This window comes from Leisingera sp. M658 (assembly GCF_025144145.1).
Taxonomy (GTDB): Bacteria; Pseudomonadota; Alphaproteobacteria; order Rhodobacterales; family Rhodobacteraceae; genus Leisingera.
In genome coordinates, this window is record NZ_CP083546.1 from 1,003,953 (window position 1) to 1,030,507 (window position 26,555).

General features: G+C 57.2%; 24 protein-coding genes and 2 pseudogenes. 13 read left to right on the plus strand and 13 right to left on the minus strand.

The genetic code is table 11. From position 1 onward, the window contains the following. Position 1: 1 nt before the first annotated feature. The 4 genes and pseudogenes from K3724_RS05065 to K3724_RS05080 form a co-directional block, all read left to right on the plus strand. A pseudogene (locus K3724_RS05065) lies at positions 2–160 on the plus strand (ISL3 family transposase); the annotation flags it as partial. A gap of 63 nt (positions 161–223) precedes the next feature. Continuing rightward, positions 224–466: pseudogene (locus tag K3724_RS05070) on the plus strand (transposase); the annotation flags it as partial. A 225-nt stretch (positions 467–691) separates the two neighbouring features. Beyond that, positions 692–2,503, plus strand: coding sequence for an amidase family protein (locus K3724_RS05075; protein ID WP_259990671.1), 1,812 nt, complete (start codon positions 692–694; stop codon positions 2,501–2,503). A gap of 59 nt (positions 2,504–2,562) precedes the next feature. Beyond that, positions 2,563–3,513 carry a TniB family NTP-binding protein gene (locus K3724_RS05080; protein WP_259990673.1) on the plus strand — a complete coding sequence of 317 codons (951 nt, stop codon included), beginning with the start codon at positions 2,563–2,565 and terminating at the stop codon, positions 3,511–3,513. A 414-nt stretch (positions 3,514–3,927) separates the two neighbouring features. Here K3724_RS05080 and K3724_RS05085 read toward each other — a convergent pair whose 3' ends face one another. The 10 genes from K3724_RS05085 to K3724_RS05125 all read right to left on the minus strand — a co-directional run bounded on the left by K3724_RS05085 (position 3,928) and on the right by K3724_RS05125 (position 14,985). Further along, the gene (locus K3724_RS05085; protein ID WP_259990675.1) at positions 3,928–5,283 is read right to left on the minus strand and encodes an anti-phage deoxyguanosine triphosphatase; all 1,356 of its coding nucleotides are present in this window, start codon (positions 5,281–5,283) and stop codon (positions 3,928–3,930) included. A gap of 141 nt (positions 5,284–5,424) precedes the next feature. After that, the gene (locus K3724_RS05090; RefSeq protein ID WP_259990678.1) at positions 5,425–6,087 is read right to left on the minus strand and encodes a hypothetical protein; all 663 of its coding nucleotides are present in this window, start codon (positions 6,085–6,087) and stop codon (positions 5,425–5,427) included. Then, complete coding sequence (locus K3724_RS05095) at positions 6,087–6,707, minus strand: 7-cyano-7-deazaguanine synthase (protein ID WP_259990680.1); 621 nt, start codon at positions 6,705–6,707, stop codon at positions 6,087–6,089. Before K3724_RS05095 ends, K3724_RS05090 begins: the two co-directional genes overlap by 1 nt. Further along, positions 6,704–8,044, minus strand: a complete 1,341-nt coding sequence (locus K3724_RS05100) for a nucleoside 2-deoxyribosyltransferase (protein WP_259990682.1) — start codon at positions 8,042–8,044, stop codon at positions 6,704–6,706. The genes K3724_RS05095 and K3724_RS05100 overlap by 4 nt, the downstream gene beginning before the upstream one ends. 432 nt (positions 8,045–8,476) lie before the next feature. Then, positions 8,477–8,677 carry a hypothetical protein gene (locus K3724_RS05105; RefSeq protein ID WP_259990684.1) on the minus strand — a complete coding sequence of 67 codons (201 nt, stop codon included), beginning with the start codon at positions 8,675–8,677 and terminating at the stop codon, positions 8,477–8,479. Continuing rightward, a complete protein-coding gene (locus K3724_RS05110) occupies positions 8,677–11,211 on the minus strand; it encodes an exodeoxyribonuclease V subunit beta (protein WP_259990686.1) in 2,535 nt (844 codons plus the stop codon). Before K3724_RS05110 ends, K3724_RS05105 begins: the two co-directional genes overlap by 1 nt. A gap of 690 nt (positions 11,212–11,901) precedes the next feature. Beyond that, positions 11,902–12,057, minus strand: coding sequence for a hypothetical protein (locus K3724_RS23815; RefSeq protein WP_311200018.1), 156 nt, complete (start codon positions 12,055–12,057; stop codon positions 11,902–11,904). A 6-nt stretch (positions 12,058–12,063) separates the two neighbouring features. Then, positions 12,064–12,288, minus strand: a complete 225-nt coding sequence (locus K3724_RS23820; RefSeq protein WP_311200204.1) for a hypothetical protein — start codon at positions 12,286–12,288, stop codon at positions 12,064–12,066. A 13-nt stretch (positions 12,289–12,301) separates the two neighbouring features. Further along, positions 12,302–13,237, minus strand: a complete 936-nt coding sequence (locus tag K3724_RS05120; RefSeq protein WP_259990688.1) for a GTP-binding protein — start codon at positions 13,235–13,237, stop codon at positions 12,302–12,304. Continuing rightward, complete coding sequence (locus K3724_RS05125; RefSeq protein WP_259990690.1) at positions 13,237–14,985, minus strand: amidohydrolase; 1,749 nt, start codon at positions 14,983–14,985, stop codon at positions 13,237–13,239. The genes K3724_RS05120 and K3724_RS05125 overlap by 1 nt, the downstream gene beginning before the upstream one ends. A 136-nt stretch (positions 14,986–15,121) precedes the next feature. Here K3724_RS05125 and K3724_RS05130 point away from each other — a divergent pair, with 136 nt between their 5' ends. The 6 genes from K3724_RS05130 to K3724_RS05155 all read left to right on the plus strand — a co-directional run bounded on the left by K3724_RS05130 (position 15,122) and on the right by K3724_RS05155 (position 21,529). Further along, positions 15,122–16,093, plus strand: coding sequence for a LysR substrate-binding domain-containing protein (locus tag K3724_RS05130; protein ID WP_259990691.1), 972 nt, complete (start codon positions 15,122–15,124; stop codon positions 16,091–16,093). A gap of 133 nt (positions 16,094–16,226) precedes the next feature. Beyond that, positions 16,227–17,294: an ABC transporter ATP-binding protein gene (locus tag K3724_RS05135; protein ID WP_259990693.1), complete on the plus strand. Its 1,068-nt coding sequence runs from the start codon at positions 16,227–16,229 to the stop codon at positions 17,292–17,294. A gap of 66 nt (positions 17,295–17,360) precedes the next feature. Next, positions 17,361–18,464, plus strand: coding sequence for an ABC transporter substrate-binding protein (locus tag K3724_RS05140; protein WP_259990695.1), 1,104 nt, complete (start codon positions 17,361–17,363; stop codon positions 18,462–18,464). Positions 18,465–18,486: 22 nt separating this feature from the next. Next, positions 18,487–19,314: an ABC transporter permease gene (locus K3724_RS05145; RefSeq protein ID WP_259990697.1), complete on the plus strand. Its 828-nt coding sequence runs from the start codon at positions 18,487–18,489 to the stop codon at positions 19,312–19,314. After that, positions 19,311–20,114 carry an ABC transporter permease gene (locus tag K3724_RS05150; protein ID WP_259990699.1) on the plus strand — a complete coding sequence of 268 codons (804 nt, stop codon included), beginning with the start codon at positions 19,311–19,313 and terminating at the stop codon, positions 20,112–20,114. The genes K3724_RS05145 and K3724_RS05150 overlap by 4 nt, the downstream gene beginning before the upstream one ends. A 26-nt stretch (positions 20,115–20,140) precedes the next feature. Beyond that, positions 20,141–21,529, plus strand: coding sequence for an FAD-binding oxidoreductase (locus K3724_RS05155; protein WP_259990700.1), 1,389 nt, complete (start codon positions 20,141–20,143; stop codon positions 21,527–21,529). A 694-nt stretch (positions 21,530–22,223) separates the two neighbouring features. Here the strand turns inward: K3724_RS05155 and K3724_RS05160 are convergent. After that, positions 22,224–22,880, minus strand: a complete 657-nt coding sequence (locus K3724_RS05160; protein WP_259990702.1) for a GntR family transcriptional regulator — start codon at positions 22,878–22,880, stop codon at positions 22,224–22,226. A gap of 166 nt (positions 22,881–23,046) precedes the next feature. On the opposite strand from K3724_RS05160, the gene K3724_RS05165 reads away from it, so the two are divergent. Beyond that, positions 23,047–24,489 (plus strand): NCS1 family nucleobase:cation symporter-1, encoded by a 1,443-nt coding sequence (locus K3724_RS05165; RefSeq protein WP_259990704.1) that lies wholly within the window; start codon positions 23,047–23,049, stop codon positions 24,487–24,489. A 413-nt stretch (positions 24,490–24,902) separates the two neighbouring features. Next, the gene (locus K3724_RS23945; protein WP_409201398.1) at positions 24,903–25,088 is read left to right on the plus strand and encodes a hypothetical protein; all 186 of its coding nucleotides are present in this window, start codon (positions 24,903–24,905) and stop codon (positions 25,086–25,088) included. A 298-nt stretch (positions 25,089–25,386) separates the two neighbouring features. Here K3724_RS23945 and K3724_RS05175 read toward each other — a convergent pair whose 3' ends face one another. Next, the gene (locus K3724_RS05175) at positions 25,387–25,797 is read right to left on the minus strand and encodes a globin domain-containing protein (protein ID WP_259990706.1); all 411 of its coding nucleotides are present in this window, start codon (positions 25,795–25,797) and stop codon (positions 25,387–25,389) included. After that, positions 25,794–26,039 carry a hypothetical protein gene (locus K3724_RS05180; RefSeq protein WP_259990708.1) on the minus strand — a complete coding sequence of 82 codons (246 nt, stop codon included), beginning with the start codon at positions 26,037–26,039 and terminating at the stop codon, positions 25,794–25,796. Before K3724_RS05180 ends, K3724_RS05175 begins: the two co-directional genes overlap by 4 nt. A 78-nt stretch (positions 26,040–26,117) precedes the next feature. On the opposite strand from K3724_RS05180, the gene K3724_RS05185 reads away from it, so the two are divergent. Beyond that, positions 26,118–26,555, plus strand: coding sequence for an Rrf2 family transcriptional regulator (locus tag K3724_RS05185; protein ID WP_259990710.1), 438 nt, complete (start codon positions 26,118–26,120; stop codon positions 26,553–26,555).

The following is a 26,555-nucleotide window of genomic DNA, read 5'->3' on the forward strand; positions in this document are numbered from 1 at the left end:
GTTGGTCCGCCAGATCATCCGTGGGGAGCGCGAAGACGTTTTTCGCATTCGCGAGAGCAGCCTGAGCCCCTGGTTGTCGCGGCTGGAACGGGAATGGTGTGGCGGCTGCCGGAACGGTGCAGAGCTCTGGCGCCGGCTACGGGCCGATGGGTTCCAGGGCTGGACGTGTCGCGGTTTGATGCCGCTCCTTTGATAGCATTTACTGCAGCAAAGTAGACGAGTTATGGGAACGAAACGGACGGACGAATTCCGCGCTGATGCAGTGCGGATCGCGCTGACAAGCGGGTTAACACGCAAACAGGTGGCGTCTGATTTGGGCGTTGGCGTATCGACGCTGAACAAGTGGAACACGACGCATCGCGATACGGAAGTGGTGTCGGACAAAGACCTCGGCCTTGCCCGCGAGAATGAACGGCTTCGACGGGAGAACCGTATTCTCAAGGAGGAGAGGGACATCCTAAAAAAACCGTTCCGGGCCGCAGCCCGCCTGTGCGCGGTAGCAACAGCTTGTGCTACGTTTTACCCGAAGGGCAGTTGCCGATAGCTTATTGGTGGTTCTGACCCCGTTAAAAAACGTGGCACATGGGTTGATGCGCACTTGAGAATGGTGACGTCGCATTTGTGGCGATCCCGGTTAGGAAGATGACGAACTTGCATGGCCCACGCCCTTCGGCTGAACGGAGGAGATGCCATGACAAAACCCAAGACCGGTGACCACCCGGATTTGAAGATGGTCAATCCCAATGCAGCAGCGATTGATATCGGTTCGACCATGCATATGGCAGCGGTGAACCCTAACACAGGGACCATGCCGGTGCGCGCCTTCGGGACGTTCACTCAGGATCTGCACGATCTGGCCTCCTGGTTCCAGTCGTGCGGCGTCACCAGCGTGGCCATGGAGTCGACCGGCGTTTATCTGCCTGCATTCAAAACACTGGAAATGTTCCGGGTCAATACACTGTCGCCCGTTGAACATATGCAGGCCGTGATCGACCGCGCCGCCGAAGTGGAGCCCAAGGTGAACGCCTTCACCTACACTTACTTCGATGAGGCCATGAGCGCTGCCCGAGCTGCGGAGGAGAAATCTACATCGGGTCAGGACACCCGCCCGCTAGAGGGGTTGGCCATCGGTATTAAGGATGAAAGCGATGTTGAGGGCCTGCCGGCTTCCAACGGCTCGCTGCTGCTGAAAGACATTATTGCGACCTCAACTTCACCGATGAATGAGCATGTCTTCCGCGCTGGCGGCATCATGCATGCGCGCACCGCCACACCCGAATTCTCCGGCACCGTCATCACCAACAGCAAGCTTTGGGGTGTGACCCGCAATCCCTGGAACCTCAGCCAGACCCCCGGAGGATCTTCAGGCGGCTCCAGCGCCTCTCTGGCGTCAGGCAGCTCGGCGCTCTGCACCGGGTCGGATGTCCGCCTGATTGGGGATGGCGATATCCAGCAGGTGTCCAATGACAACGGAACGGAATATGGCAGAGATCCGTTCGGAGGTGCAGCATTCTCGCAGGCAGTGCGGCATTTGGCAGTGTCGCATATGAATACTGTGGCGGGGGTGTCATCTCTGCGCGGGCACATGGAGCGCTTCTTCTGGACTTGTGATCTGAAGTGGGCCCGCTATTTGCCCGGGTACACGGCCAATAACCCTCAAAATCGAAATGACCGAAAGCCTGGTGAGGAGGCCTGCATCACCGATGATGAGTTGCACGCTATGTTCGTGGCGTTCATTGCCGAGTACCACAACACGCCGCATCGTGGATTGAATTTCCGTACTCCTGCGGCGGTCTGGGACGAGTTGACTGAAGGGCAGACCTACGACTACGGCCAGATGCCATCCGCGTCGCAACTTCGTGAAGCCTGCGGCTTTTACACGGATGCCAGCGTCTGCGAAGCCGGGATCAGGTACGCGGGCGCAGTTTATTCCAATGAGTACACCCGCAATCAGCGCAAAGCCCGTTTGGTTGACCGCATCGCTAAGCCTGGGGAAAAAGTCGAGATTAAGGTTGATCCTTTCGATCTGGGTGCAATCACGGTCCTTGCGAAGGGCGAAATGATTTCAGTCAGCGCTCGCGATCCGCAAATGAATGGCAAAACGCTGCGCCAGTGGCAAACCGAGAAGCTCATTCGCAAGCAGCGTGCCGAGGCTGAAAACCTTTCCCGGAAAGGCGCCAGGGACGAAGCCTGCAATCTTTGGGAAAAGATGGCTTCTTCAATCGCGCAGAACGCGGATGTGGGGATGTCTGGCTATTCTCAGGCTGAAATCGACCGCGCCGCTCTGGAACTCGGTTTTGGCAAAGGACAGCATGAAAAACCGTACATCGGGCGCGATGAATACGTGGACCCTGTCCACGGAGGCTTCGAGATTGGTGGCGGCGAATTTGTGGAGGAAGACCACCTTCGTGAGGAGGCTGAAACTGACTCCCCAACCAGCATGGACCGATTTCGGTCTGCAGCGCGAAACCGCAAACGCAAAAAGAAACCGGAGTTGGAATAATGACCATTACTGAAGGCGATCTGGCGGACTTCAACCAATACAGTGATACCGCTGAGTAAATGGTCAGCCTTGAGAACTATTTCGTGAAAACTCAGACGTACTGGGATTTTCGGGACCGGGTTTTCAAGGTGCTTGCGGCGCGTCAGGCGCGTCTTAAGGCAGGCAAGCACGAGTTGAAAGGTGCAGCTCTTATCGGTCCTGCAGGTGCCGGTAAATCCCGGATCGTCAAGGAAATCATCCAAGAGTATCACGCTCTGACTGAAGTTTGTGGCAGGCAAGAGTTCGGTGCTCAAATCGTCAGTGTGATCGTTCCTGGGCGTGCATCCGTGAAAGATACGCTGAAAGAGATCCTCCGAGCCCTTGGCTACCCAGTAAAATCTAACCGTGATGAAGACTATCTCACGCAGAGGGTGATGTTTTTCATGAAGAAAATGGGCGTGGCTGCTCTGCACCTCGACGAGGTGCAGGACAGCGGACGGTACAAAACCAGCGATAGCGTTGAAGTATTCAGCAAGCGGTTTCGCAACCTCATGCAAGATAGGGAGTGGCCGGTTTGCCTGATCATGACAGCAACGCCAGAAGGAAAAATGTTGATCAACCATGATCCGACGCTGACCCGCCGCTTGCGCCCGGTCGAGATGAAGCCGATGAGCTTCAAGAATGACAGTATCGTGCTGCGTAAAGCATTGGCCGAACTCTTCAAAACCGCGGGAATTTTGGATACGGGCCTCTTGGCTCAAGATGAGTTCATCAAAATTCTGATTCATGCATCTGTTGGCCGCTTCGGTGTTGCAATGGAAATGGCCATCGAGGCAATCGGGGAATGCCTTGATGAGCAAAGCCGTGAAATCGACATGGGCTTTTTTGCGGACGCCTATTCGGAGAGGATGGACTGTGATGAGGAGCTGAACCCCTTTGTTGTTGAAAACTGGAGTGCCATTGATACTGGCACTGCCTTGCAGAGATACGAGGAAGAACGCAGGAAGCGGCGGCGACCCAAAAGCAGCTGAACTTCGCCATGTTTTCCAAACCGAACCGCCCCTAGGGGCGGTTTTTTTGTGCCCAGGTTTCGGAGCCGCATTTGAGTCTTCTTGGTCAAGACGGTCTGGACATGCCGCAGAACGGTCTGGGCGTGTCGGAAGGCGGATTTACGTTTGTCGCATGAGAATCTAAGCTATTGAAATTAAACAACCCGTAACGCGGACAAGACGTAGTTCTGGTGTCGGACGTCAATGTGAAAGCTCGCATCAGTTTGCAATTTGACCAGCTTAAACTGCAACTTTGACCACTAAAAGATTGCCGCCGCCCTCAAAGGGGCGGTGGTTCTCTATTTTTGGACTGTGTCGTGATGAGTTGAGTGGCTTCGCATCAAGTATTCTTAGCCTCACAAGGCTCATCTAAACTCAGATAGCTGAAGTGTTGCCTCAGAGTTTATCAAACACCGATCCAAACCGAGGAGCGAACAAGCGCTCATAAGTTTTCAACAAATAGGCGTCGGTCATACCTGCGACAAAGTCACATATCACCCTAAGGCCATCGCCTTCTGCTTCATACTTTTGGAACGTGTCTGTCGGCAGCAAGCGCTTTGGGTCGGATTGAAGAGCTTCAAAAACGGAAACGACCATGCTTTGTCCCTTAAACTCCAAATGCTGGACGCTTGGGCTTTTGATGACCTCAGAAAAGACCAATTTTTTCAGAGACTTCAAAAATTGGGCTTGGGGTGAGGCCAGCTTTGCACGGAATTTCAGGAGTGGCTCGTGAAATTGGCTGTACTCATCATATTCGATTGCCGTGATGAAGTGGTGAACCAAGCGACTTATATAGCGTTTTCGGGTGTCGGTGGTGCCGAATATGCCATCAAGCATCCGGCCATAGACATCGTTTTCGCTTTCCCCTGGATACTTTTCTTTCAGTGCGTTGAGGAAGGGTGAACACTTATCTTCCGGGATAAATTCCTGAAACTGCTTTGCAGAGACCAATTTCAGTGCAACGGCATCTTCAAAATCGTGCACTCCATAAGCAATGTCGTCCGCGACGTCCATGATGCTACAATCCAGGGACTTATGCATTGAAGCATTATGCTTGCCATCTTCTTTCTCGATTGACTGGAAATGGTCACGGTCTGAGCCAGAAAGCGGCTTGAGGATCCAAGCTACTACATCATTCTCGGTGTTCAGGTAACACTTAGGGGGCGTGGAAGCCCTGTCATCAATTATCTTGAGCGTCGAAGGAGATTCTTGCAGCCTTGGTTGAAGCTTGGTGTTTTCGGCTTCTGAGAAGCTGACGGGATACTTCAGTATTCCGAGAAGCGTACGCCTTGACAGGTTTGCGCCTGCATCTGCGGAGAAGTTCTCAAGGCGAGATAGGATCCGGAGAGTTTGGCCGTTTCCCTCGAACCCCCCAACCTTTTCTCTGTCAGCATTACGCATGCAGTAGTTCAGTGCGATTTCACCGCCATGACCGAAAGGGGGATGCCCCAAATCATGGGAGCATCCTATCGCTTGAATAGTGCTTCGGTCAGGTAAGCATTTTGTAGCGTCATGTTTAGGATTCGACTTGGCCAATTGTTTGACCAGACCTGAGCCGATTTGTGCGACTTCCAGAGAATGGGTCAATCTGGTTCGGTAAAAGTCACTGTCTCCCAGGTTCAGAATCTGTGTCTTCCCTTGCAACCTACGAAATGATGCAGAGTGAATTACCCGGGCATAGTCAATGTCGCCCGCATCTCGAGCATCCTCTTGTTGAGCATCCCACGGCTCTCTTCGATCTAACCAAGTCATGCTAACTGCTCATCCTTGTAGTAATTTATTTTATGGCGAAATAACTTGTCTATCGCCGAGATTGCCGCGCGCTCGGATGGTAGAAGATTAGTAGCGCTGCTTCGAGGCTTCTTGAGACACGTTTGTGTCGCAGGATAATGTTCAAATCGCAAAAGATAGCTGGCGAGACCCTTTCAGGGATTCAACCTGCCAAATCCACCCATCAAACTCGCGCCGAGAAACAGACAATAAGTCGGCGGCATAACAAAACACGTGCTTCAAGAAGCCATAGTCATCAGCATCAACGCCGACGCGCTTAGCGAATGTGCGGATGTGACGGTCTACCGCAATCGACTCGATGCCAATAAGGCATGCCAAGTAGTCAACCGTTTTTGGACCTACGCCATTCACCTTTTGAAAGGCCGCTCCAAACTCGCCGGTCTTGTATTTTTTCTTGAGGTCTTCGACGTCTTGAACGCCTTCGTCATACAGAAAGGCAACGATCCGTTCGAAGCGAGCGATTTTTTGGTGATGGCTCCACTGAAGGAAGGCACCTGTTTCACCATCGTTAACAATCCCGATAAGCGCGGAAATTGTATCGGCTTGCGGATGCTGGTTCAGAATGTTTGTTACTCTGGGCCGAACAACCGTAGAGTAGCGTAGTCCCGCCTGAAGAGCGGTGTCTGCCAATACTGCCCCCATATGGTTGCAAACCATGCGCTTCGTCAGGCGGGCTTCCGTTAAGCCTTGGTTGCTGGCAAAGTCAGCAACCTTCCTCGCAGCCGTTAGCACTGCAAGGGGATCATGTTCACGTGAACGCATCATCAAAGTAGCCCCGTTTGCCGGAGTGCTGCTAAACGTTCTACACAATTTGGGCAAGCCCCGCAGGGTAGTTTGCTCGAGGCTTGACAAGAGAATGTTCGACCTATCGGAACACCCAGTTTTTTAGCATCACGAGCTACATCTGCCTTGGAAGCAAATCTATAGGGTGAACAAAAGCGGACGGGTCCGACCGCTTCTGTTAAGCCATCAAGTTTGTTCAGAAACTCGGCAGTGCAATCAATTTCCTTAGCGTGGTTGCTATTTATGAAACCCGTGTAGACTTCACGGATTCCCAAGGTTTGAGCTCTGGCTGCAGCAGCAGAAAAAAACAACATGGTTCTATAGGGCACATAAAGATCGTCGTCTTGAACTTCATCCGACCACAAGTTGGGTTCGTCAATCAATCGTGAAGTGGAGCCCCTGAATAGGTCAGAAATTTTGTTTCGTTCGGGAGGCATAACCCCTTGCGGCATGACCTCATTCAGTCGATTCCATTCGGTTTCTACGCAGTGCTGACCGTAGTCAAAGAACACAGGAACTACAGATTTTCCCTCTGATACAAGCCGGTATGCAACAGTGGTTGAATCCAGACCACCGGACGCCAACAACAGTGTTCGTGTCATTTCTTGGTGCTCCGCAACTTCGATAGGCAAGAGAACAAGCCGTTAAGGCACTCCCCCAATGAATCCGAAAAAACTTCACTACCCGCCATAACCATGGTGTTCTTGTTTTCACATCGTGGGTCGTAGGTGATCACTGGCGTTCTGGATTTCAGGGCATAGCCGATTTCGACCAATGTGCCTGGGTCCTTCTCCAACGGTACCGCAAATACAACGTCACACTTTTCAAGCAGGGCTAAGTCCTTATTGTAGACCTCACGCAGCGTATGGATGTCGGCTGGGCGAGCAACTTCGCCGTTTTCTTGAACAGGGCGTCGCACGTTGAAATTATGATATTCCAGAGCGGACACGGCTTCATCCAATTCATGCTTGTCGATGTAAGAAAAATCGGGTGCAGCAAGATAAATGTTGAATGCTGTTCTTTCGTGCCAGGGCAATGATACTCCACCCAGCGATCGCACCAACTCCATTGGCAGTTTCAAATCTCTTTGAACGTCTCGACGCAGATCGTCTGGGTATGTCGTTTGAGCGTAGCGTGTAGCAGCCTGTGCACCGCGCCAGGTTGCTTCGTTAACATCAATGGGTGCCAATGCGGCCATCACAGCAGCGTATACATCACCGACACCAACCGAGTTCACTGTTTCTCCAAGTGTAGCGTGAATCTCTTCTACACCACCCTCGATTAGATTGATGAGCCTGCTTCCCCCTCGGTTTTCCTTCAACAGAAGGTAGGATGCATTTGCCGATCTTGCTGCTTCTTCCAGTGGGTCCAAACACTTGCCACCCAACGCATCAAAAAGGTCGGAAGAAGTCGAAATCACTATAGTCTGAATGCGATCCTTGAAGCACTCCAACTCAAGAAAAGACTCAACTCCGTAGGCAATATCCACAGTGACGTTCGCATTGGATCTTAGGAGTTCACTCAATGTGGATAGTGAGAACTTGCCTGGGAAAACTACTATCTGTTCAAATTTTTCTAATTGGTTTCCAACTTCCCTCATAGAAACAGATTTTCGCTCACGCAGGAGTTCTTCATATCCTTGGTCGCCAACTTCTGTGACATCGGAAATAAAAACAACATTGGGAGAGCTGGAGATTTCACCAAGCCAGATAAACTCAGTGCAACCGTGCGCATGAAGGTAATCTGTCGCTTCTTGGATAAGATAACTTGGGCAAATACCGGCGACTGCAAATGGAAAGCCGCAAGCCCACAGACCTCGAGCAGCATGAATGATACCCCCAAGGCGCATCTTGGGTGCAAGACCTTTTCCTAACTGAACGAAGTCAACATAAACTTCGCCTACGACCAAAATCGGGTTTGGGTCAGTGATGTTAGACAATTGTAAAATCTACGGTCGTTTGAGGGTTGGGGAAAGTGGATGAGCTTTGAACTATACCAACGTAGTTGAAGCCTTCGTTCAAGCATGCGGCAAGATAGTTAAATCGAGTCGGTAATGCCCCAACAACTACCCCGTTTGTGTCCAACGCCACGATCCGTTGTGCAACGGTAATCGTTAGCTCGGTTCCCGGTGGCGGAACGGTTCCGGTGTTCGTGAAGTAGTCACACTGTCCGACCTCTTCTAATTCTGTCGAAAAGGCCATCGCACATTGATCGGTTCCGCTGCTGCCTCCTGATCCACCACTTCCGTTTGAACTTGAAGGCGATCCTGAATAATCCGAAAATCTACCAGAGCCACTGCTGCCCATAATTGATCCCTCTTAGGGTTGAAGTTAATGAATTTTCATCAACCCTAAATGAGTTATCTGTGACGTCAATCCAAGAAAACACCGCTCTGATATTGTTTCAGAACCCGTCCTTCGATCGCCATCTTCGGCGAAACGCAGAAGTGCTTCTCATCAAGTATGTGTTTGATGCAATGCGCAGCATTTTTTAGATTGGGAGCAGTGTTTGGAAACAGGAGCCTCAAACGACGCATGTAGTAGCCGAAATCGACACACGCTGTAATTGACATCAGGTAGGCTCCATGATCGACGCCTTGCCGATGCTCAGAGTTCCTTCACTCATCCAGTGGATAGCGACGCCATATAGAAGTTTTTCGGGCCACTTCCTGCGAACCATGGAGGCATAAGCGTCAATTTGCGGTCGATAGCTCGCAAAGCGTGCGTCAGGATCGGGACAAGGCCCAGATTTATGGTCGATGATCAACAGCCCGTGCGGTCCCTCGGCAAGGCAATCGAGAATGGCATTGGTTTCCGATCCGTCGGCCGCTTTTTCCTGCAAGGGTAGTTCGAAGTGGAGCCTGTCATAACCCTGGTCGGTTAGCCATCGGGTCAAGGCCTCCGCTTGGGCGGAAATCTGGGCGATGGCCTTTTCAGGCAAGCCGGTTGCGGGGGAAATCCGGTCGACCAGATCGGGGCGCTCGGCCAGAACACGGAAAGCCAAGTGCCAGGCAGTGCCGCGTTCGACTGCGCTACTCGTGCGGGTCTCTGTAACGCCCTCTGCCAGCCGCACAGTTTCGAGGAGCACGTCAGATTCCTGTCCGGGGGCTTTGAGGGTTGAAGGACTGCGGCGCCACGGCGTTCGCGCACTTTCAGGGATGGTGTGCGGCAGGCCCAAGCGTAGGTGCGCCGCGCTTCCCGACTGCTCAGTTTCCACTGGCTCTTCTGGCAAGCCCTCTGTCACCTGCGCCGCAAAGGTCTGTCCGGCGACTGTCAGTGTGTCATCGCCAGGTTCAAACCCTGCACGATCACGCAGCAGGTCAACCATGCGCTCTGCGTGCTCGCGTGGTTTGGACCGTTCCCGAGGCATTGCGAGGATCAGCCGATCCCGCGTACGTGTCAGCGCGACATAGAGTTTGCGGGCCGCGTCGCGTTCGTCCTCGGGGCGGCGGGCCTCGGTGAAAGGGACTTGCGATTCCGACGCTGCGAAATCGGGCAGGTAGCTCAATCCAGCATGATCGAGAACATTGTCGAGATCGTGGAAGGTATCGAAATCGGCCCGCAAGGTGCCCGGGCGCTCGGCAATCTTCTGATCAAGCCCTGCGACAAGGGTGATCGGCCATTCGCGCCCCTTGGCGGCGTGCCAGGTGCAGATCTCGATCCCGGAAGCAGACCAGCCATCCGGGTCGGGATGGCGATCCCATTCCTTGGCAGATTGATGCGCAATCCAGCCGAGGAAGACTTGTACCCCAGCACCGTGGAAGCCTGCGGGGGCGCGCAGGTCCTGTGCCATGGTGTCAAACTCCTGTGCTTCGGCCTCAAGGCGTGCCAGATCGGCCAGAGCTTGTGCCGGTTGCGCCAATCCGGCAGACCAATCGCGTAGTTTGGTCGTGCGCAGGACTTCCGCGAGGGTGTCGGCCACGGTGCGTGTTGCAATGCTGTCATTCAGGGTGTGCAGAGAAACGATTGAAACATGTGTGTTCAGCACCCCGTCAACGGCGTTGCGCAACGCGTCCTCCAGTGGCAGGCGCGGTGGGCCAAGGGTCAACCATGTCAAGGCTGCGTGGGTGTCGTCCGGATCCGCTGCCAACGCCAGCGCGGCGCGAGCGACACGCATTGCGGGCGCTGTCAGCCAACCGTTCTGCTGGATGCGCACGGGTAGGTCATGGGCTTCGAGGGCGGCGGCAGCTGCGCTGGCCTTGGAGTGGGTATAGGTCAAAACGGCGACGTCGCTTGGTTTGGCTGGGCGCATCTCCTTGCTTGCCTTGTCATAGACCGGCGTTCCTGCATCCAGGATGTCAGCCACCCGATTGGCGATGCAAGCGGCCGTGGTGTCCTTGCGCCCACCAGGCAAGTTCAGCACCTCGAGTGCTGGCTTTTCTGTCGCCTCGCGTTGCGGGCTTAGCGGGTCGTACTGGTCGAAGAGCGTCGGGCCAAGTGCATTGACCATCTCCATGATCCGCGCATCGGAGCGCCAGTTTCGGTCAAGCGGCGTGACCGCATCCGGATTCGCAGCTTGCAAGGCCTCTGACAGCCGTGGGTCAGCACCTTGAAAACCCATGATGGATTGTTTGATGTCGCCCACGATCAGCGCTCGTTTTGCCCCCTGCGCAAGCCGCCAGAGCAGCGCGAACTGCACCGGGTTGGTGTCCTGGAATTCGTCGATCACAACACAGTCGATTTCGCCCAGAACGGCATTCAGAATCTCGGGGCGGTTGCGAAGTAGGGTTTCGGTCTCCGCGATCATGTCAGCATAATCGATTAGCCCGGACTGGCGCTTGGCAGTCTGGTAGGCCTCCAGAACCTGCTGAGCGCCAGTGACCAACGCGGTCAGATGCGCGCGGGCATCGGCCAAGGGGCCAGGATGGCGAGGCAGTGCGCTGGCGGCATCCATGACGGCCTGGGCGAGGGCGTCATAGCCTTCTGGTGTGGGGCTGCCGCGTTTCGTTAACCTGAGGTTGCGCAGTTTCTGCCATACCATCCAATCCTTTTCGAGGACACCAGGTCGGTTGGCCTTGCGCAGGATCTGGTGGTTTCTTGCGAACTCATCGCGGACAGACTTCTTTGAAGCAAAATGTGGAGCGAGGCTATCCGGAAAGACCTCCAATAACCCATGTAACGCTCGGCGCAATGCCGCGGTCAGGGCATCGCCATCCGCCTCGACCGGGCCGTAGCCCTCGGCCAGCGCATCCAGAGCCGGCGCCAGGATGTCAAGCGACTGCCCGCGCGCACCGAGCCCGCGGATCAGGTCGACCGTTCGCAGAACATCAGCACGAAACCCATCTTCGGCGGTGGTCTGCGTCGCGTGAGACCACGCATAACTTCACGACAATCTCTTCAGGCTTGGGCCTCTTGGTCGCCATCTATGGTCCTCCGTTTCCTAATCATAGGGGCGGACCACTTCTTTGGGGGAGGCTCACGATGCCACGCCAAGCCGCACCCTCACTCCGCGGCGAACATCAAAGAACCTTCACCAGAGCTGCCAGCCTCCGCCGCTCCTTCAACAACAATGTTTTATAGAATCCGGCCAACGCGGACGGCCCTTTCCTGCCGTCTGATCATTAAGCGAAACGCTGCGGTGCGGCTCGTCAAACCTGCTGTTGGCACATAGCGCAGCATTTCTTCAATGGGGCGGTCCACGTCACTGGAGCCATCCGGGCTGCTGTCGAGAAGGAGGCGCGGCGGGCTTGCCGTGCCAGCTCAAAGAGTCCGGCATCATCGCGGCGGATTAAAATACCGGCGGCATCGGGCTGATCAGCCCGGCACAATGCACGGGCAAGCCGGGTGACAGCTGACATCAGAACAGAACCGGCTTTGTGTAGTAAGGCAGCTCTTCCACTCGGACGGCGTTCGGATCTTTTGCGGCCTCGGCGCGGACATGAGCTGCGATTTCATGCATCGGCGCAAACCAGACATCGCCGCGCTCCAGCACTTTCTCCAGCCAGGTCTCCACCTGCCGTCAGCGCGCCAGACGCCCGGTCAAGAAAGGATGCCAGATCGCCAGCCACAACCCGCCGGCCTCGAATTGGGCTTCGAATCCTTCCCAGAAACCCTCAAGGCCGCGGCTGGGTCCGGCCGCCGGCATCATGTAGCCGATCTCATCGTATTGGGCGAAGGGCGGCCAGTCGTCGGTGCCCCAATGGACCGGAAGCTCAACCAGCGACCCGGCGATGGAGTTCAGCATAACCCGCAAAAACCTAGGGGTGGGGGTGGGCGGCCAGGAATTGCTCCATATGGGTTTGCAGGAAACCGTCCTGTGCCAGCCCGTCTTCACCAATGGCAACCAGGCGGGTTTCCGGCGCACCGCGCCACAGGCCGTCCTTGTGGAATTCAATCCGCGAACCGACCTTTTGGAACACAATCCGGGTTTCCGGAAAATCCGCACAAAAAAGCACGCCTTTGGACCGGAACACGGAATTTGGCAGAGAGCCGAGTGCGGATTTGAAGCTGGCATAGCTGAAAGGCTCTTGCGCCGACCAGATTTGCGAGCGGAACCCTGCCGCAGGTCGCGATTGTGGAAGGACAGCGTTCTCCGGGTCATGCCGGCCAGTGTCCAAAAGAAACTGCACCGGCACTTGCCCGATGCTGGCCTCAAAGGCTGGCAGATTCGGGAACAGCCATCGCGCGCGGAAATCCGCAACCTGCTGCGGCTGCACCAGATCCGTCTTGGTCAGCACCGCGATATCGGCGGCCTCAATCTGCGCCTGCACCAGCTGCTGGCAGTTGTTCGACAGCACATCGGTGTTTTTGACATCCAGCAGAGTTACCACCGCATCCAAACGGGCATAGTTCCGCAGCTGGGGATAGCCGAAGACAGAAGCGATACGGCCGGGCTGAGAAACCCCGCTGGCCTCGATCAGCAGATACTCAGGCGAGTTGCCTGAGCGGAACAGGGCCTGGAGCTGCGCCACCATATCACTTTGGATCGAGCAGCAAACGCAGCCGTTCGACAGCTCCATCACCTCGCGCTCGCGCTTCAGGATCAGGTCGGCGTCAATATTGACCGCGCCGAAATCATTGACCAGCACGGTGATGTTCAGCCCGTGATCCCCCTGCAGCAGGGTGTTGATCAGAGTGGTTTTGCCAGAGCCGAGGAAGCCTGCGACGATGGTAACCGGAACGCGCGTGTCCATCAGATGTCCACCGGAGTGAAATCAGGCACCGGAGAGGTGATGCGGCTTTCAAAATCTGTGCCTTGCATCCAGCCCTTTGGGTCATGCACAATCTCGCCATCCACCATTGTCAGATGCACCTGCGATTTGTGCCAGTTGCCCTTGGCGTCAATCTCCAACAGGTTGCGGTCCAGGACGATCAGATCGGCGGTCTTGCCTGCGGTGATCGAACCGGACACATCCTCGCAGCCCATCGCATAGGCGCCGTTGAGGGTCAGCATCCGGATCGCCTCTTGCGGGGTGATCGACCGGCCCAGTTTGCCCTCCATCTCCCCGCGCGGGTTTTCGCGGGTGACAAGCGTTTCGAACCCGAACCAAGGGTCGATGCTGCTGACCGGCCAATCGGTGCCCATTACGGTAACTCCGCCCGCATCCAGCACGCCGCGCACGTTATAGGCCTCCTGCAGCCGCTCCCCGAAAGACGAGCGCGCACCGATGGTGAACTCCGACGGGAACCATCCCACCGGAGAGAACTCGGCAATCACGTCCAGCTCAGCAAAACGGGCCAGATTGCCCTCGTCCAGCAGGGTGGAATGGGCGCATTGGTGGCGCATGCCACCCGAACCATTGCGGCGGCGGCATTCAGCTACTGCATCCAGGAAAATGTCCGAGGCGCCGTCGCCGGTACAATGGGCGATTACCCGGATCCGCTTGCGGTCCATCTCTGCCACCATGTCGTAGATATGTTCGGGCGTCAGGTTCAGCGAGCCCTGCCAGGTCTTTTCGTTCGGCCATGGGGTGATCAAGTAAGAGGTGCGCGGCTCGGCAGTGCCGTCAAAGTGGAACTTCACGGCATTCGCATTCAGACGCTTGGAGCGGTAGTAATGCCGCTCGCCCGCCAGCAGCTCCCAGCGGCGGCGCACCGGGAAGATGTCGTCTTGCCAGCTGATCGCGGCTTCGACCCGCACCGGCAGCTCACCCTCCAGATCAATGGCGCGCAGTGCGTCCAGCCGTCGTTCACAGACATGGACGTATTTGGTGGCCACCACACCGCGGGCGGACTGGAACCGGGCGCCCTCGCGGTAGGCACGGGTCAGAGCGTGCATCGGCGGCGGCGGCATCGCCGCCATGATCAGCGCATAGGCCCCATCAACCAGAATGCCGTCCGGCTCGCCGGTCAGCGGGTCGCGCACGATGTAGCCGTTGTTGGGATCGACTGTGTCCTTGCTGACGCCTGCCAGCTCCAGCGCCTTTGAGTTGGCCATGCAGCTGCCCCACATCCGGTCCATGATCGCAACCGGCCGGTCGGGGATAAAACTGTCGAGCCAGTCGCGCCCTGGCTTCAGCCCCGCCTTGCGGAAGGCGTAGTGGACGAAATGCTTGCCGAAAATCCACTCGCGGTCCGGGTTTTCGGTTGCATAGCGCAGGGTCGCCTCGCGCACCTGATCCGGGGAGGGCGTCTCCAGTCCCACGTCCAGATAGTCGGAGTATTTCGGCCCCAGAGCCAGATCCGGATGGGTGTGCATATCGTACAGCCCCGGCATCGCAAAGGCGCCGTTCAGATCATGCACATGGGTGTAATCGGCAATCAGCGGCTCTATCTCGGCATTGCTGCCAACCGCCATGAACCGTCCGTGTTTGATTGCCACCGCCTCGGCCCAGGGCTGATCCTGATCAACGGTGTAAATCCGCCCGTTCCGCAGCACCATATCCGCCGCAGGCAGCCCTTCAGGTGTGTTGGTCGACCGGATTCCGACGCTCGAAACCATGCTAATTGTCCTTTTCCTGTCCTGGGCCCGCACCACACCGGCATGCGGCTGCCCTGTCCGAACACAGTAAGAACGCAGGATTTCTCACGTCAAATGAAAGAAATTCCGCTGCATTTAAAAATTTTTCTCATGTAACATGCCCGAAACCCTGCTTAGAGAGGTCCCGAACATGGGTAGCATGGCCGAAAGAGACGCAAGCGATGCGCGCCGGGTCTACCCGTCGATGACCGCGCTCAGGATGCTGGAGGCGGTGTCGCGGCTGGGCAGCCTGCACAAGGCGTCTGAGGCGATGTTTGTGACCCCCAGCGCGGTTTCGCATCAGCTGCGAAATCTGGAACAAATGCTGGGTGTCAAACTGATCAGCCGTGCGGGCCGCAAAGTGGAGCTGACCTCAGCCGGCAACCGCTATGTGCAGGACATCCGCAAGGCGCTGGAGATCGTCGAACGCGCCAACGCTCCACTGGGCGGCAGCGAACCCTTCGGACCCTTGCGGATCAACTGTGCGTCAGGTCTCGGCAGCTATTGGCTCGCGTACCACATCACCGAGTTCCTGGACCTCTTTCCCAACATAGACCTGGAAATCACCAACGAGACCGATCGCAGCGATATCCTCAACGATCAATCTGATTTCTCGATCATCTACGGCGACGGCGCCTGGCCGGGCAAGCACGTCCAGCACCTGTTCACCCCACGCGCTTTCCCAGTCTGTTCGCCCGCCTTCCTTGAGCGCCACGGCCGCATCCGTACGCCCGAGGATCTGGTGAAACTGCCGCTACTGCACCACCGCAATCAAAGCGATTGGGTGGTCTGGCTGTCTGCCGCCAGCAAGAAGAGCTTTGAGTTGAGCAAGGGCATCATGTTCTCGGACGTGACCCAAAATATCAACGCAGCTATTGCCGGAGCCGGGATAGCCATCGGGGACGACATCCTGGGCCGCCACGCGCTGAGCGAGGGTAAGCTGGTACGCCTGTTTGACACCGATATTCGCGGCCCCCACGCCTATTACATCGTTACCCAGAAAGAGCGGATGGAACGCCGGGTTTGCCAGCTGGCGATCGACTGGCTGTCGCGCTGGTTCCAGGAATACACACTGCAAACGCAGAGTTAGCCATACGCAAATTCATGAGAAAATCTCAATTTAACACGGAAATTACTTTCATTTGACGTGAAAAAAACTGACTGCAATCCTTTCGCCAATGCTCAGGGCCTTACCGGGGCCAGGAACGATGGGGAGCCAGTCAGTGTCACAAATCGCGGCCAGCAGCATCTGCAAGTCCTATGGCAACTTCAAGGCTCTGCATGATGTCAGCATGGAGATCAACAAAGGCGAGTTCCTGACCTTTCTCGGCCCCTCCGGTTCCGGCAAGACCACTTTTCTGATGATTCTTGCAGGCTTTACCGAACAAACGTCCGGCCAATTGATGAAAGACGGCCGGGATATCAGCGCAATGGTAGCAGAAGAGCGCAATTTCGGCATGGTGTTCCAGGGTTACGCGCTGTTTCCGCATATGACCGTCTGGCAGAACGTCGACTACCCCCTGCGGGTGCGCAAGATGGGCAGCGCCGAGCGCAAACAGAAAGTCGGGCGGATCATCGAGACGGTGGGCCTCGCAGAACATGCACACAAAAAACCTTCGCAACTGTCAGGCGGCCAGCAACAGCGGGTGGCGCTGGCGCGCTCGCTGGTGTTCCAGCCGGATGTGCTGCTGCTGGATGAGCCGCTCTCGGCGCTCGACCGCAACCTGCGCGAACAGATGCAAAGCGAGCTGAAGCGGGTGCATGAGGAGACCGGCACCACCTTTGTCTTTGTCACCCACGACCAGGGCGAGGCGCTGGCGATGTCCGACAAGATCGCCATTTTCAATAGGGGCCGGCTGATGCAGCTGGACTCGCCTGACCGGATCTACAACGCGCCGGACTCGCGCTTCGTCGCGGAATTCCTGGGCCAGATCAACATTTTCCCGGTGGCGAACCCCGGCATGGACGGTAGCCTCTTGCGCGGCAACCTGGACGGCACGACGCTTTCGGCCGCCAATCCGGGAAACCGCGTGAACGGCACCGTCAACATCGCCGTGCGGCCTGAACACATGACACTCAGCTCCGAGCGCCCCGCGGATCAGGCCAATGTGCTGTCCGCCAAGGTGATCCAGACCACCTATCAGGGCTCGCACAGCGACCTGGTGCTGCAGACGCCGCAAGGCCACAGCATCAGCGCCTCCACCCACAACGCCAGTGGCGTGCTGCCCCGCGTTGGCAGCGATCTGTGGGTCGGCTGGTCGCCCGAAAACACCATCGTGATTGCCGACTAACAAGATCCGGGCCGCACCGCCCCGGGCGGCGGATGGACCCGGCAGAAAATGACCAGGGAGGATACCATGAACAACTTTCAACGAGACTGCTGCGAGCTATTGGCTGAGCGCTTCCGCAACGGCAAACTGGATCGCCGCGGCTTTCTGACCGGGCTGGTGGCACTGGGTGCCGCCACTGTAGCCGCGCCTGGGGCCCGTGCTGCGGGCCAGGAACTGGTGGTGGTCAACTGGGGCGGCGACGCGATTGACGCGTACTCCGCAGCCTTTGCCGAAGCCTATGAAGCCGCCACCGGCAACAAGTTGAAAATCGACGGCTCCGGCCCGCTCGAAGGCTCGATGAAGACTCAGTTCGAAAGCAATTCGGTCCGCTGGGACGTCTGCGACGCGGAACCCTATTCCGCGATCCGCCTGGGCCGCGAAGGCATGATGGAGAAAATTGATTACTCCATTGTCGATCGCAGCAAGATCGAACCGGGCTTTGACGGTGAATTCTACGTTCCTTCCTATTTCTACAGCAACGTCATCACCTATGACGCCGCCCGCTTCGGCGATGACGCGCCCAGCACCTGGGGCGATTTCTGGAACATGGAGAAGTACCCGGGCAAGCGCACCCTCTACAAATGGATGACCGGAGTGCTGGAGGCCGCGTTGCTGGCCGATGGCGTTGCACCTGCCGAGCTTTATCCGCTGGATGTGGACCGCGCGCTGGCCAAGATCGAGGTGCTGAAGCCGCATATCGTCAGCTTCTGGTCCTCCGGCGCCGAAAGTCAGCAGCTGTTGCGCGACGGCGAGGCCTCGATGGGCCTGCTGTGGCACACCCGCGCGAACCTAACCAAACAGGACACCGAGGGCGAGGTCGACTGGACCTTTGATCAGGGTCTGGTGTCGCCCTCTGGCTGGACTGTGATCAAGGGCAACCCGGCCGGGCTCAAGGCTGCAATGGAGTTCATCGCCCTGGCCCAAAATCCGGACAATCAGGTGACCCTGCTGAACGAGCTGGGCAACGGCCCAGCCAACCCTGCCGCCCATGCGCTGGTGTCGGAAGAGATGAAGCCTGTGGATGCCAGTTCGAAGGAGAACCTGGAGCGTCAGATCGTGCTGCAGGCGGAATGGTATGCCGACCACTACGGCACCGCACTGGATAAATACCTGGCCTTGGTCAGCAGCTAAGCACTCGGGGAGGGGCAGCAGGATGGCCGCACGGCTCAATATACACACCATAGCCATGTGGCTGCTGCCCGCCCTGTTCCTGGCGGTCTATCTCGCGCCGCTCTTGGGCGTCTTCGGCTGGTCTGTCTCTCGGCCCGAGCCGGGCGCGGAGAACTATGTGCGGATGCTGACCGACGCCGATGCGCTCAACATAATGCTGCGCACCGCGCGGGTCTGCATTCTGGTCACCGGCATCTCGGTTCTGCTTGCCTATCTTATGGCCTACCACTGGGTCTTCGGCTCGCCCGCCCGCAAGCTTTTCATGGAGCTTTGCATCTTTATCCCCTTCTGGATCTCAGTACTGATCCGCGCCTTCGGCTGGGTGGTGATCCTGCGCAACAAGGGCATTCTGAATGAAACATTGCTGTCCATTGGCGCCATTACTGAGCCGCTCACACTGGTCAGGACCGAGCTTTCGGTGATCCTGGGCATGGTGCATTTCCTTGTGCCCTTCGCGGTTTTCCCGATTGCCTCGGTGATGCGCCAGATTGACTCACGGGTGCTCCTCGCCTCGCGCGGCATGGGCGCTAATCCCGCCTTCACCTTCTGGAACGTGTTCCTGCCGCTCACCATTCCCGGCGTCCTCGCCTCGGTGATCATCGTCTTTGTCTTTGCCCTTGGCTTCTTCATCACCCCGGCGATCCTCGGTGGCGGCAAAATCGTGATGATTGCGGAATACATCTACATCCAGATGTTCCAGACATCGAACTGGGGCTTTGGCGCCGCGCTCAGCATCGGGGTGCTGGCCGTGGTCGCGGCAATGGCGGGCCTGCTGTTCAGGGTCATCCGTCCGGAAAGGCTGGTCAAATGATGCGCAAGCCCCTGAACCTGCAAGGCTGGCTGCTGAAACTTGCCGCCGTCCTCACCGGCCTCTTCATGCTGATGCCGCTGATGGCTGTGATCCCGGTCTCCTTCACCCCCAAGCGGTTCCTGTCTCTGCCAAAGGGCGACTGGTCCCTGCGCCACTATCAGGCGCTGATGACGGATGAGGCCTGGCTGGCAAGCATATCCGACAGCGTACTGGTGGCTCTGGCCAGCAGCGTGATCGCCACGGTTCTAGCCACCGCTTTTGCCTTGGGCCTTTGGTTCCGCCAGCCGCGCTATGGCGGGGCGCTGGTGGGGCTGGCGCTGTTGCCAATGGCGGTGCCTCCGGTGGTCTCGGCGGTAATCATCTACTTCCTGCAAGCGCGCATCGGCCTGATCGATACCTATGCGGGGCTGATCCTGACCCATGTGATCATGGTGACGCCCTTTGCGGTGATCGTGATGCTGACCGCTACCTCGCGCCTCGACAAGTCGCTTGAGCTCGCTTCGCGCAACCTCGGCGCCTCGCGGATGCAGACCACCTTTTGGGTGGTACTGCCGAACCTCAAATTTGGGCTGTTCTCGGCCTGGTTCCTTAGCCTGGTGCTATCCTGGGAGGAGATCGCCGTCACCCTGTTTGTCAGCGGCATCGACGTGATCACCTTGCCGAAACGGATCTGGGACGGGCTGCGCCTGAACGTGGACCCGATCATCGCCGCAGTTTCGGTGATCCTGATGGTGCTGACCACCATCGCCATTGTCGCCAAGACCCTGCACGAGCACCACAAAGGCAAATCCGGCAGCTAAGACCGGCACAATCGAAGGTACCCCTGATGGACATCAATCAGATTTCCGAGCTGTTCACCCTGGTGACCGGCGCCCAGAATGTGATCACCGGCGAGCGGCTCGCCCTGCGAAACACCGGCTATTGCGCCGCGAGCTACGATGGTGGCGTGCTGCTCACGCCGGGTTCGGCGCAGGAAGTCAGCGGGATTTGCCGGCTGGCCGCTGACAACGGGCTGACCATTGTTCCGCAAGGCGGGCTGACCGGGCTGGTTCAGGGCACAGCCACCGCATCCGGGCAGGTGGCTTTATCACTGGAAAAGATGAACCGCATTCTGGATCTTGACCCGGTGCAAGGCGTTGTTACCGCCGAGGCCGGCGTCACCCTGCAGCAGGTAATCGACGCCGCCGAGCCCCTCGGCCTCGCCCCCGGTGTCGACCTGCCGTCGCGCGGCAGCTGCACCCTGGGCGGCATCGCCTCGACTAATGCCGGTGGGATCCAGGCGATCCGTTACGGCATGGCGCGGGACAACATCCTGGGGCTGGAGGCGGTGCTGGCCGACGGCACGCTCCTTGACCTCAGCAACACCCTGCTCAAGAACAACGCAGGCTATGACCTGAAACAGCTGTTCATCGGCTCAGAAGGCACGCTGGGCATCATCACCAAACTCACCCTGCGCCTGCACAGCCGCCCGTCCTCGGTGCAAACTGCGCTGATCGGCTGCGCCGGAACCGAAGATCTGTTCCAAGTGCTGGCCAGCGCCCGTAAGGTCTTTGGAGGCAGCCTCTTGTCATTTGAAGCTATGTGGCCGGAGTTCTTCACCCAAATCGCCACACATTTGGGCACCGGCCTGGTGTCACCAGATTGCGGCATCTACGGAGTGATTGAGACAGGTCATTGGGGCGATGTAGGGCAGGACGACACCCTCACGGCCTTCCTGGCACAATGTTACGAAAACGGCATCCTGCTGGACGGTGTCGCCGCCCAATCCGAATCCCAGCGCCGAACCATTTGGCAACTGCGCGAGGACGCAGACGTGATTGAAAGCCGCAAGGGGCCCTGCCTGTCCTATGACGTCGGCCTCTGCCTCAGCGATATCCCGGGCTATGTCGAACAGCTGCAAGAACAGATCGCCCGGGAATGCCCGGGTGTCGGCTGCTATGTCTTCGGCCACATGGGCGACGGCAACCTGCACATCATGGCGGGCCCCGCCCCTGACCCCGCCAGCCACGCCGCAATTGACGGTGCGATCTACGGCGTGCTGCAGCAGTTCCCTGGCACCACGGTTTCGGCAGAACACGGCATCGGACTGGAAAAACGCGCTCAGCTGCCGCTTAGCCGCCCCGCACCAGCTCTTGCGGCCATGCGACGGCTAAAGACAACGTTTGACCCCCAACTTATGCTCAACCCCTTCAAGGTATTTTTAGATCTATCCTAGCCTCCTCTTGAAAGGTGATGCGCGATTTGACTAGCCTGAATGCCCGCCAAAAAACCGGTGCCTGGGGGATAGCACTTTTGCAGCGAGTATTAGCATCCTGCCCCTCACATCCCACAAAGAGTTGAGTGTTGGAGACTTCTCGCTACTGCAGCGAATGTCTGGAATGTCCGGCCCCTCGATGATCGATCATGGCTGCAGCGAAAGGGTGGTTCGAGTTTCACGCCTCAGACTGGCTTCGAATGACCGGTCCGGCGACATCGGCTGCATCGCAGCGAGGAGCGTGCCGCACCTGCAAGCGAATGCTGCCTCAGCAAACACCTGGAAGGGCAAGGGCAACGAAGTCCGGCTCACCGCCAGTCCCAGTCCGACCAGGTGAACGGCCTCTTTCTCGGAGATCAGCCATTCACGCCCGGCGCGGCGAACTTGCGGCATGAGCCCAACCTGTAAACTCGAATTTCTCGCTGCATGCGCACGCAGCGCGAGAAATGCTGCATACGCGTGAAACTCGGTGCTGCCGCTCAGCGGAAGGAACGGTCATTCATGCTGGCCGCAGCGAAGATCAGACGCGAAACTCACAGGTCGCGGACGAAGTTGCCGTTCCCCGGTTCAGTCTGGAAGGTCCGCTCGGAAAATTTGGAGGGTGCAATTGATACTCTTCCGCACCTTAAGATAGGCAGGCAAATCGTATTGGATGTCAGGCGACGCCCCACCAGCGCTGGGTCTGTTCGCAGTGATATCGGATCGCGTTGACCGCGCCTTTAGTGTCACGGCTTTCCAGAGCTTCAATGATCGTAAGATGCTCTTCCATGGCTGATACGATCCGGTTTTGAAGAAACGGGCGCGCATTTTGGATAATTGAGATCCGCATCCGGTTGGCTTCATAGCTGGCCGTTAGCTGCGAGTTGTCGAGGCCCTCGGCAAGGAAATTGTGCAGCGACAGATCGACTTCGATAGCCTTCGGAGGAAGACTGCTTCCCAGTTCAGCCCGTGCGGTGTCTAGCATTGCATTGTGCTGCACCCGCAAGTCCTTCAAGCCTGATAACGTACTGCCGGCGATCCGCCGGCGCGCTCCCTCCTGATCCAGAACCATCCGGAAATCCAGGCAATTCCGGATGATCTCCGGACGCGCTTCCATTACTTGCACGCCTCGTTTCGGCAACGTGGCCAGCAGGCCGTGCGAACTGGCCTGTTTCACCGCCTCGCGGACAGCGGCGATCGGGCAGTCGAGAATTTGGACAAGTTGCGACATGGACAGGAACTGCCCGTCGCGCAATTTGCCGGTCCGCAGCGCGTGCCAGAGCTCCTGCTGAGCTTTTTCCGCCAGAAGCTGAACGCCGCCTGATTGAGTCATTGACGCCCCGATGTGGTATTATCAACCAAAACCATAAGGTGTTACCTGGATTTTCATATAGCCTGCTAGATAACATATCTTCTAAAATGTTAGATGCAAGATTAATTTCGCTCGATGTTTAACAGGATAAAAGGGCCGCTTGTCGGGTGGCTTCGGGGAGGAAAGCATGGCTTCTATAGATCAATCGAATGTCGCCCACGGTGGCACGTTAGACCCAGAGGGCAACGCCCTTAACCCAGTCGGCGCTGACGAAAAAACCTGGGGATGGTTCGCGATCTTCAACATCTGGGCAAACGACGTGCAATCGCTGTTCGGCTATTCACTTGTCGCGTCGCTGTTCATCTCGTTTGGTGTCGGCGGCTGGACTGCGTTTGCGGCGCTGATCACTGCCGGGCTTTTTGTCATGTGGATGGTCAACTTGTCTGGTGCCGCTGGTGAAAAATACGGCATTCCCTACCCTGTCTTCGCGCGCGCCAGCCTGGGAACCCAGGGCGCAAAGCTTCCGGCCATACTTCGGGCAACGGTTGCCGTGTTCTGGTACGGAGTTCAGGTTTACTTTGCCTCGACGGCGGTGGCTCTCCTGATCCGCTCAATCACCGGCGCAAGTGGCGGGGTGGAAATCCTCGGTCTGACGGGCATCGACTGGATTTCCTTCCTCATTGTCTGGGGCTTCCACATCGTCATTTTCTGGCGAGGCATGAACTGGGTCGAGACCTTCCTGAACATCGCCGGTCCTTTCGTCTATCTGGTGATGATCGGCTTGGTGATCGTGCTTTGGCAGCGCTCCGACGGTCAGCTTCTTTCGGCAACTGCGTCGATCTTTGCTAATCCCGAGGGTACGTTCTGGACAGAGTTCAAAGGCTTCACCGCCATCGTCGGCACAATGGTGGCCTATTTCGCCGCGGTCATGATCAACTTCAGCGACTTCTCGCGCTATGCTAAGGACAATCGGACGATGAAGCTGGGCAACCTTGCCGGTCTGCCCTTCAACATGATTCTGTTCTCGGCACTTGCGCTTTTGACCACTGGCGGCGCAGCTGTGGTGTTTGGTGAAGAAATCATCAACCCCACAGAAATCGTCGAGCGCACGGACAGCGTGCTGCTGGGCGTTATCGCGGCGATCACCTTCTTCGCCGCTACGGTTGGCATCAACCTGGTGGCCAATTTCATCCCCGCAGTAAATGGCATTGCCAACTTGGCGCCAGAAAAGATCAGTTTTCGAAAGGCCGGCTTGATCACATCGATCTTTGCCCTGGTGATCGGTGGGTTCTGGAACAGCTTCATCAGCCAGTTCGGGATCAGCGGCTTCGTCAATACGCTCGGTGCCGTGCTCGCCCCGATCTTTGGGATCATGATTGTCGACTACTATCTGCACCGCAAAGAGCAGCTGAGCGAAGCCGATCTCTACAACATGGAAGGCGGCATCTATCACTTTGACAACGGCTGGAACGGTCGTGCAGTTAAGGCGTTCGGCGTGGCGGCGGTGTTCTCGGTCGCAACCGTTTGGGTCCCTTGGTTCGCAGTCTTGTCCGGCTTCAACTGGGTGATCGGCGCAATCCTGGGCGGCGTAATCTACCATGCCATCGCCAAGGACCAAGTGAAAGTCTGATGATGCGCTAGTGTCTCGCCGGTGGAGCCTTGTGCTTCACCGGCAACTCTTCTGGGCTCATGACCGAAAACTCAGTTCCCAAATCAAGCTGGCGAGTTTGCCCTCTCCGGCAGGGCTGGATCTGGCTGGGCAAACGGATCGAGATGACCACGGCTGAAATCAAGGAGGTCAGCGAAACTGAGCCGGGTTGCCAGCGGCTTATGACGATCCCAGGTATTTGGCCCGTTGATCTCAACGGCGATGGCTGCTGCCGTTGGCGAGGGCGAGGCCTATGACCGGGGACGCGACTTTGCAGCCTGGCCCGGATTGGTCCCGAGGCAAAGCAGCACCGGCGGGCGCACGATATTGGGGACATCACAAAACGGGGCAGTCGTTATCTGCGCATGCTCTTTGTGCAGGCCGCACAGGTCATCATGATGCGCCCCAAGAACTGGCACAAGTTCAGCTTTGGTCCGTGGCTGGAAGCAGCGTTAATGCGGATGCAGCACAACAAACTTGGTGCGGCACTGGCCAACAAGCTCGCCCGGATCGCCTGGAGCGTCCTCAGCTCCGGCAAGGACTTTGATTGGAAAGGACAAGAGATAGCGGCTGCGGTCTGATCAGGCCAATGCCGCAAACAACGTTCGTAAACCTCAACTGCATGGAACGGAATTAAGACGCACCCAAAGTCTGAGAGTCCAAATGGTCATCAATGATCTGGCAAGTAATGAGACAGCGGCGCGTGCGCACTCCCAACAGGGCCACGGCAAACAATGAAGCCGATACAAAGACCGGATGCATATCAGCGGCTTCCAGAAGACATGCGATTGATCACTTGCGAACAGCAGCCGGTACATACATTGGGCTCAATGCTGACCTCGAATGCGCTGCAGCATCCACGGGCTCCAGATCGCCCGGCTAGGCGCGACCGGCCCAACTAGAGGTGGTCGCGGGGTTGATCCAGCGACGTTTTCGGTGATGTGCTGCCACCCGCGTCCCAAAAGCCGAGGTTCGGCCTAGTGGCGGCGGAATCTTGGTGAGAGCCCAATGTGCAGGATGCTGCGTTCTGTACTGGTAAAGCTGCTCTTCGCGGCCAATCAGGATGTTGGCCAGGAACCAATATGCTTCGCCCCAGGCGCGGATCACTTCCTCGGTCGCCGCCTCTTTGAGAACCGCCTTGATCGCGGCCAACAGGGCGCTGACGACATGATCATAGTGGCGGGGTTCGATTTGCAGGCCCACATGCTTGTTTGCAATACGCTCCACCGCCGACGCCATCGCCGGAAGGTTTTCGATGTTCTGGGCGTAGGCCAGGATCGCGTTGGTCAATGCTGCGCGCTGGGGGAGGCGCCGTTCTGGTGCGACTGGTTGAGCAGTGTGCGGATTTCAGGATCGGCCAGCAGCCTGTCGTACATTTCTGCTACGATCTCGCGCCCATGCTGCGCCAGCGCCGGAACAGTCGCCTTTACGGTGTCGATGGTGGTTTGGCTGAGTGGTGTGCCATTGCACGCTCCTGATTTGTCGGTTGGCAAGCCTGCGGCCTGCTTCGTGAGTTTCACTGCATGAAACATTCAGGCTGGTTGCATGTATGATTGCAGCTTTGAAAGATGCAATCCAAATGAATATTAAAAGCGTGATCGGAGCCCCGGATGAAGCTGAACCTGACAACTGATTACGCGTTGAGAATTCTTATTTTTCTGGCGTCCAAACCCGAAGAGCTGCACTCGATTGAGACATTGAACCGCATCTACCGTCTGTCGCACAGCTCTTTGATGAAGATCGTCAGCGAGCTGGTCCGGCAAGGCTGCGTCATGAGCGTTCGCGGCCGCTACGGCGGCATCAAGCTCGGACAGGCCGCCAGCGAAATCAATGTGGGGCAAGTCGTACGAAGCATGAAAGAAAGCTTCGAAGTTGCTAATTGCGGAGAATGTCTGATCCTGCCCCAATGCGGGCTTCGAGGGGTCTTTGCTGAAGCGGTCAATGCGTTTCTGAGTGTCCTCGACCGCAGCACCGTCGCCGATCTGATCAGAAACAAGGCGGATCTGGTTCCGTTGCTGACATTGTCGGAGGCGGCAGATAACCCGTAA

Bases quoted from the DNA above. Each gene is read 5' to 3' on its own strand.
- K3724_RS05075 (WP_259990671.1), top strand. From the start codon at position 692: ATGACAAAACCCAAGACCGGTGACCACCCGGATTTGAAGATGGTCAAT.
- K3724_RS05080 (WP_259990673.1), top strand. From the start codon at position 2,563: ATGGTCAGCCTTGAGAACTATTTCGTGAAAACTCAGACGTACTGGGAT.
- K3724_RS05085 (WP_259990675.1), bottom strand. From the start codon at position 5,283: ATGACTTGGTTAGATCGAAGAGAGCCGTGGGATGCTCAACAAGAGGAT.
- K3724_RS05090 (WP_259990678.1), bottom strand. From the start codon at position 6,087: ATGATGCGTTCACGTGAACATGATCCCCTTGCAGTGCTAACGGCTGCG.
- K3724_RS05095 (WP_259990680.1), bottom strand. From the start codon at position 6,707: ATGACACGAACACTGTTGTTGGCGTCCGGTGGTCTGGATTCAACCACT.
- K3724_RS05105 (WP_259990684.1), bottom strand. From the start codon at position 8,677: ATGTCAATTACAGCGTGTGTCGATTTCGGCTACTACATGCGTCGTTTG.
- K3724_RS23820 (WP_311200204.1), bottom strand. From the start codon at position 12,288: ATGCTGAACTCCATCGCCGGGTCGCTGGTTGAGCTTCCGGTCCATTGG.
- K3724_RS05120 (WP_259990688.1), bottom strand. From the start codon at position 13,237: ATGGACACGCGCGTTCCGGTTACCATCGTCGCAGGCTTCCTCGGCTCT.
- K3724_RS05125 (WP_259990690.1), bottom strand. From the start codon at position 14,985: ATGGTTTCGAGCGTCGGAATCCGGTCGACCAACACACCTGAAGGGCTG.
- K3724_RS05130 (WP_259990691.1), top strand. From the start codon at position 15,122: ATGCCCGAAACCCTGCTTAGAGAGGTCCCGAACATGGGTAGCATGGCC.
- K3724_RS05140 (WP_259990695.1), top strand. From the start codon at position 17,361: ATGAACAACTTTCAACGAGACTGCTGCGAGCTATTGGCTGAGCGCTTC.
- K3724_RS05145 (WP_259990697.1), top strand. From the start codon at position 18,487: ATGGCCGCACGGCTCAATATACACACCATAGCCATGTGGCTGCTGCCC.
- K3724_RS05150 (WP_259990699.1), top strand. From the start codon at position 19,311: ATGATGCGCAAGCCCCTGAACCTGCAAGGCTGGCTGCTGAAACTTGCC.
- K3724_RS05155 (WP_259990700.1), top strand. From the start codon at position 20,141: ATGGACATCAATCAGATTTCCGAGCTGTTCACCCTGGTGACCGGCGCC.
- K3724_RS05160 (WP_259990702.1), bottom strand. From the start codon at position 22,880: ATGACTCAATCAGGCGGCGTTCAGCTTCTGGCGGAAAAAGCTCAGCAG.
- K3724_RS05165 (WP_259990704.1), top strand. From the start codon at position 23,047: ATGGCTTCTATAGATCAATCGAATGTCGCCCACGGTGGCACGTTAGAC.
- K3724_RS23945 (WP_409201398.1), top strand. From the start codon at position 24,903: ATGATGCGCCCCAAGAACTGGCACAAGTTCAGCTTTGGTCCGTGGCTG.
- K3724_RS05180 (WP_259990708.1), bottom strand. From the start codon at position 26,039: ATGTTTCATGCAGTGAAACTCACGAAGCAGGCCGCAGGCTTGCCAACC.
- K3724_RS05185 (WP_259990710.1), top strand. From the start codon at position 26,118: ATGAAGCTGAACCTGACAACTGATTACGCGTTGAGAATTCTTATTTTT.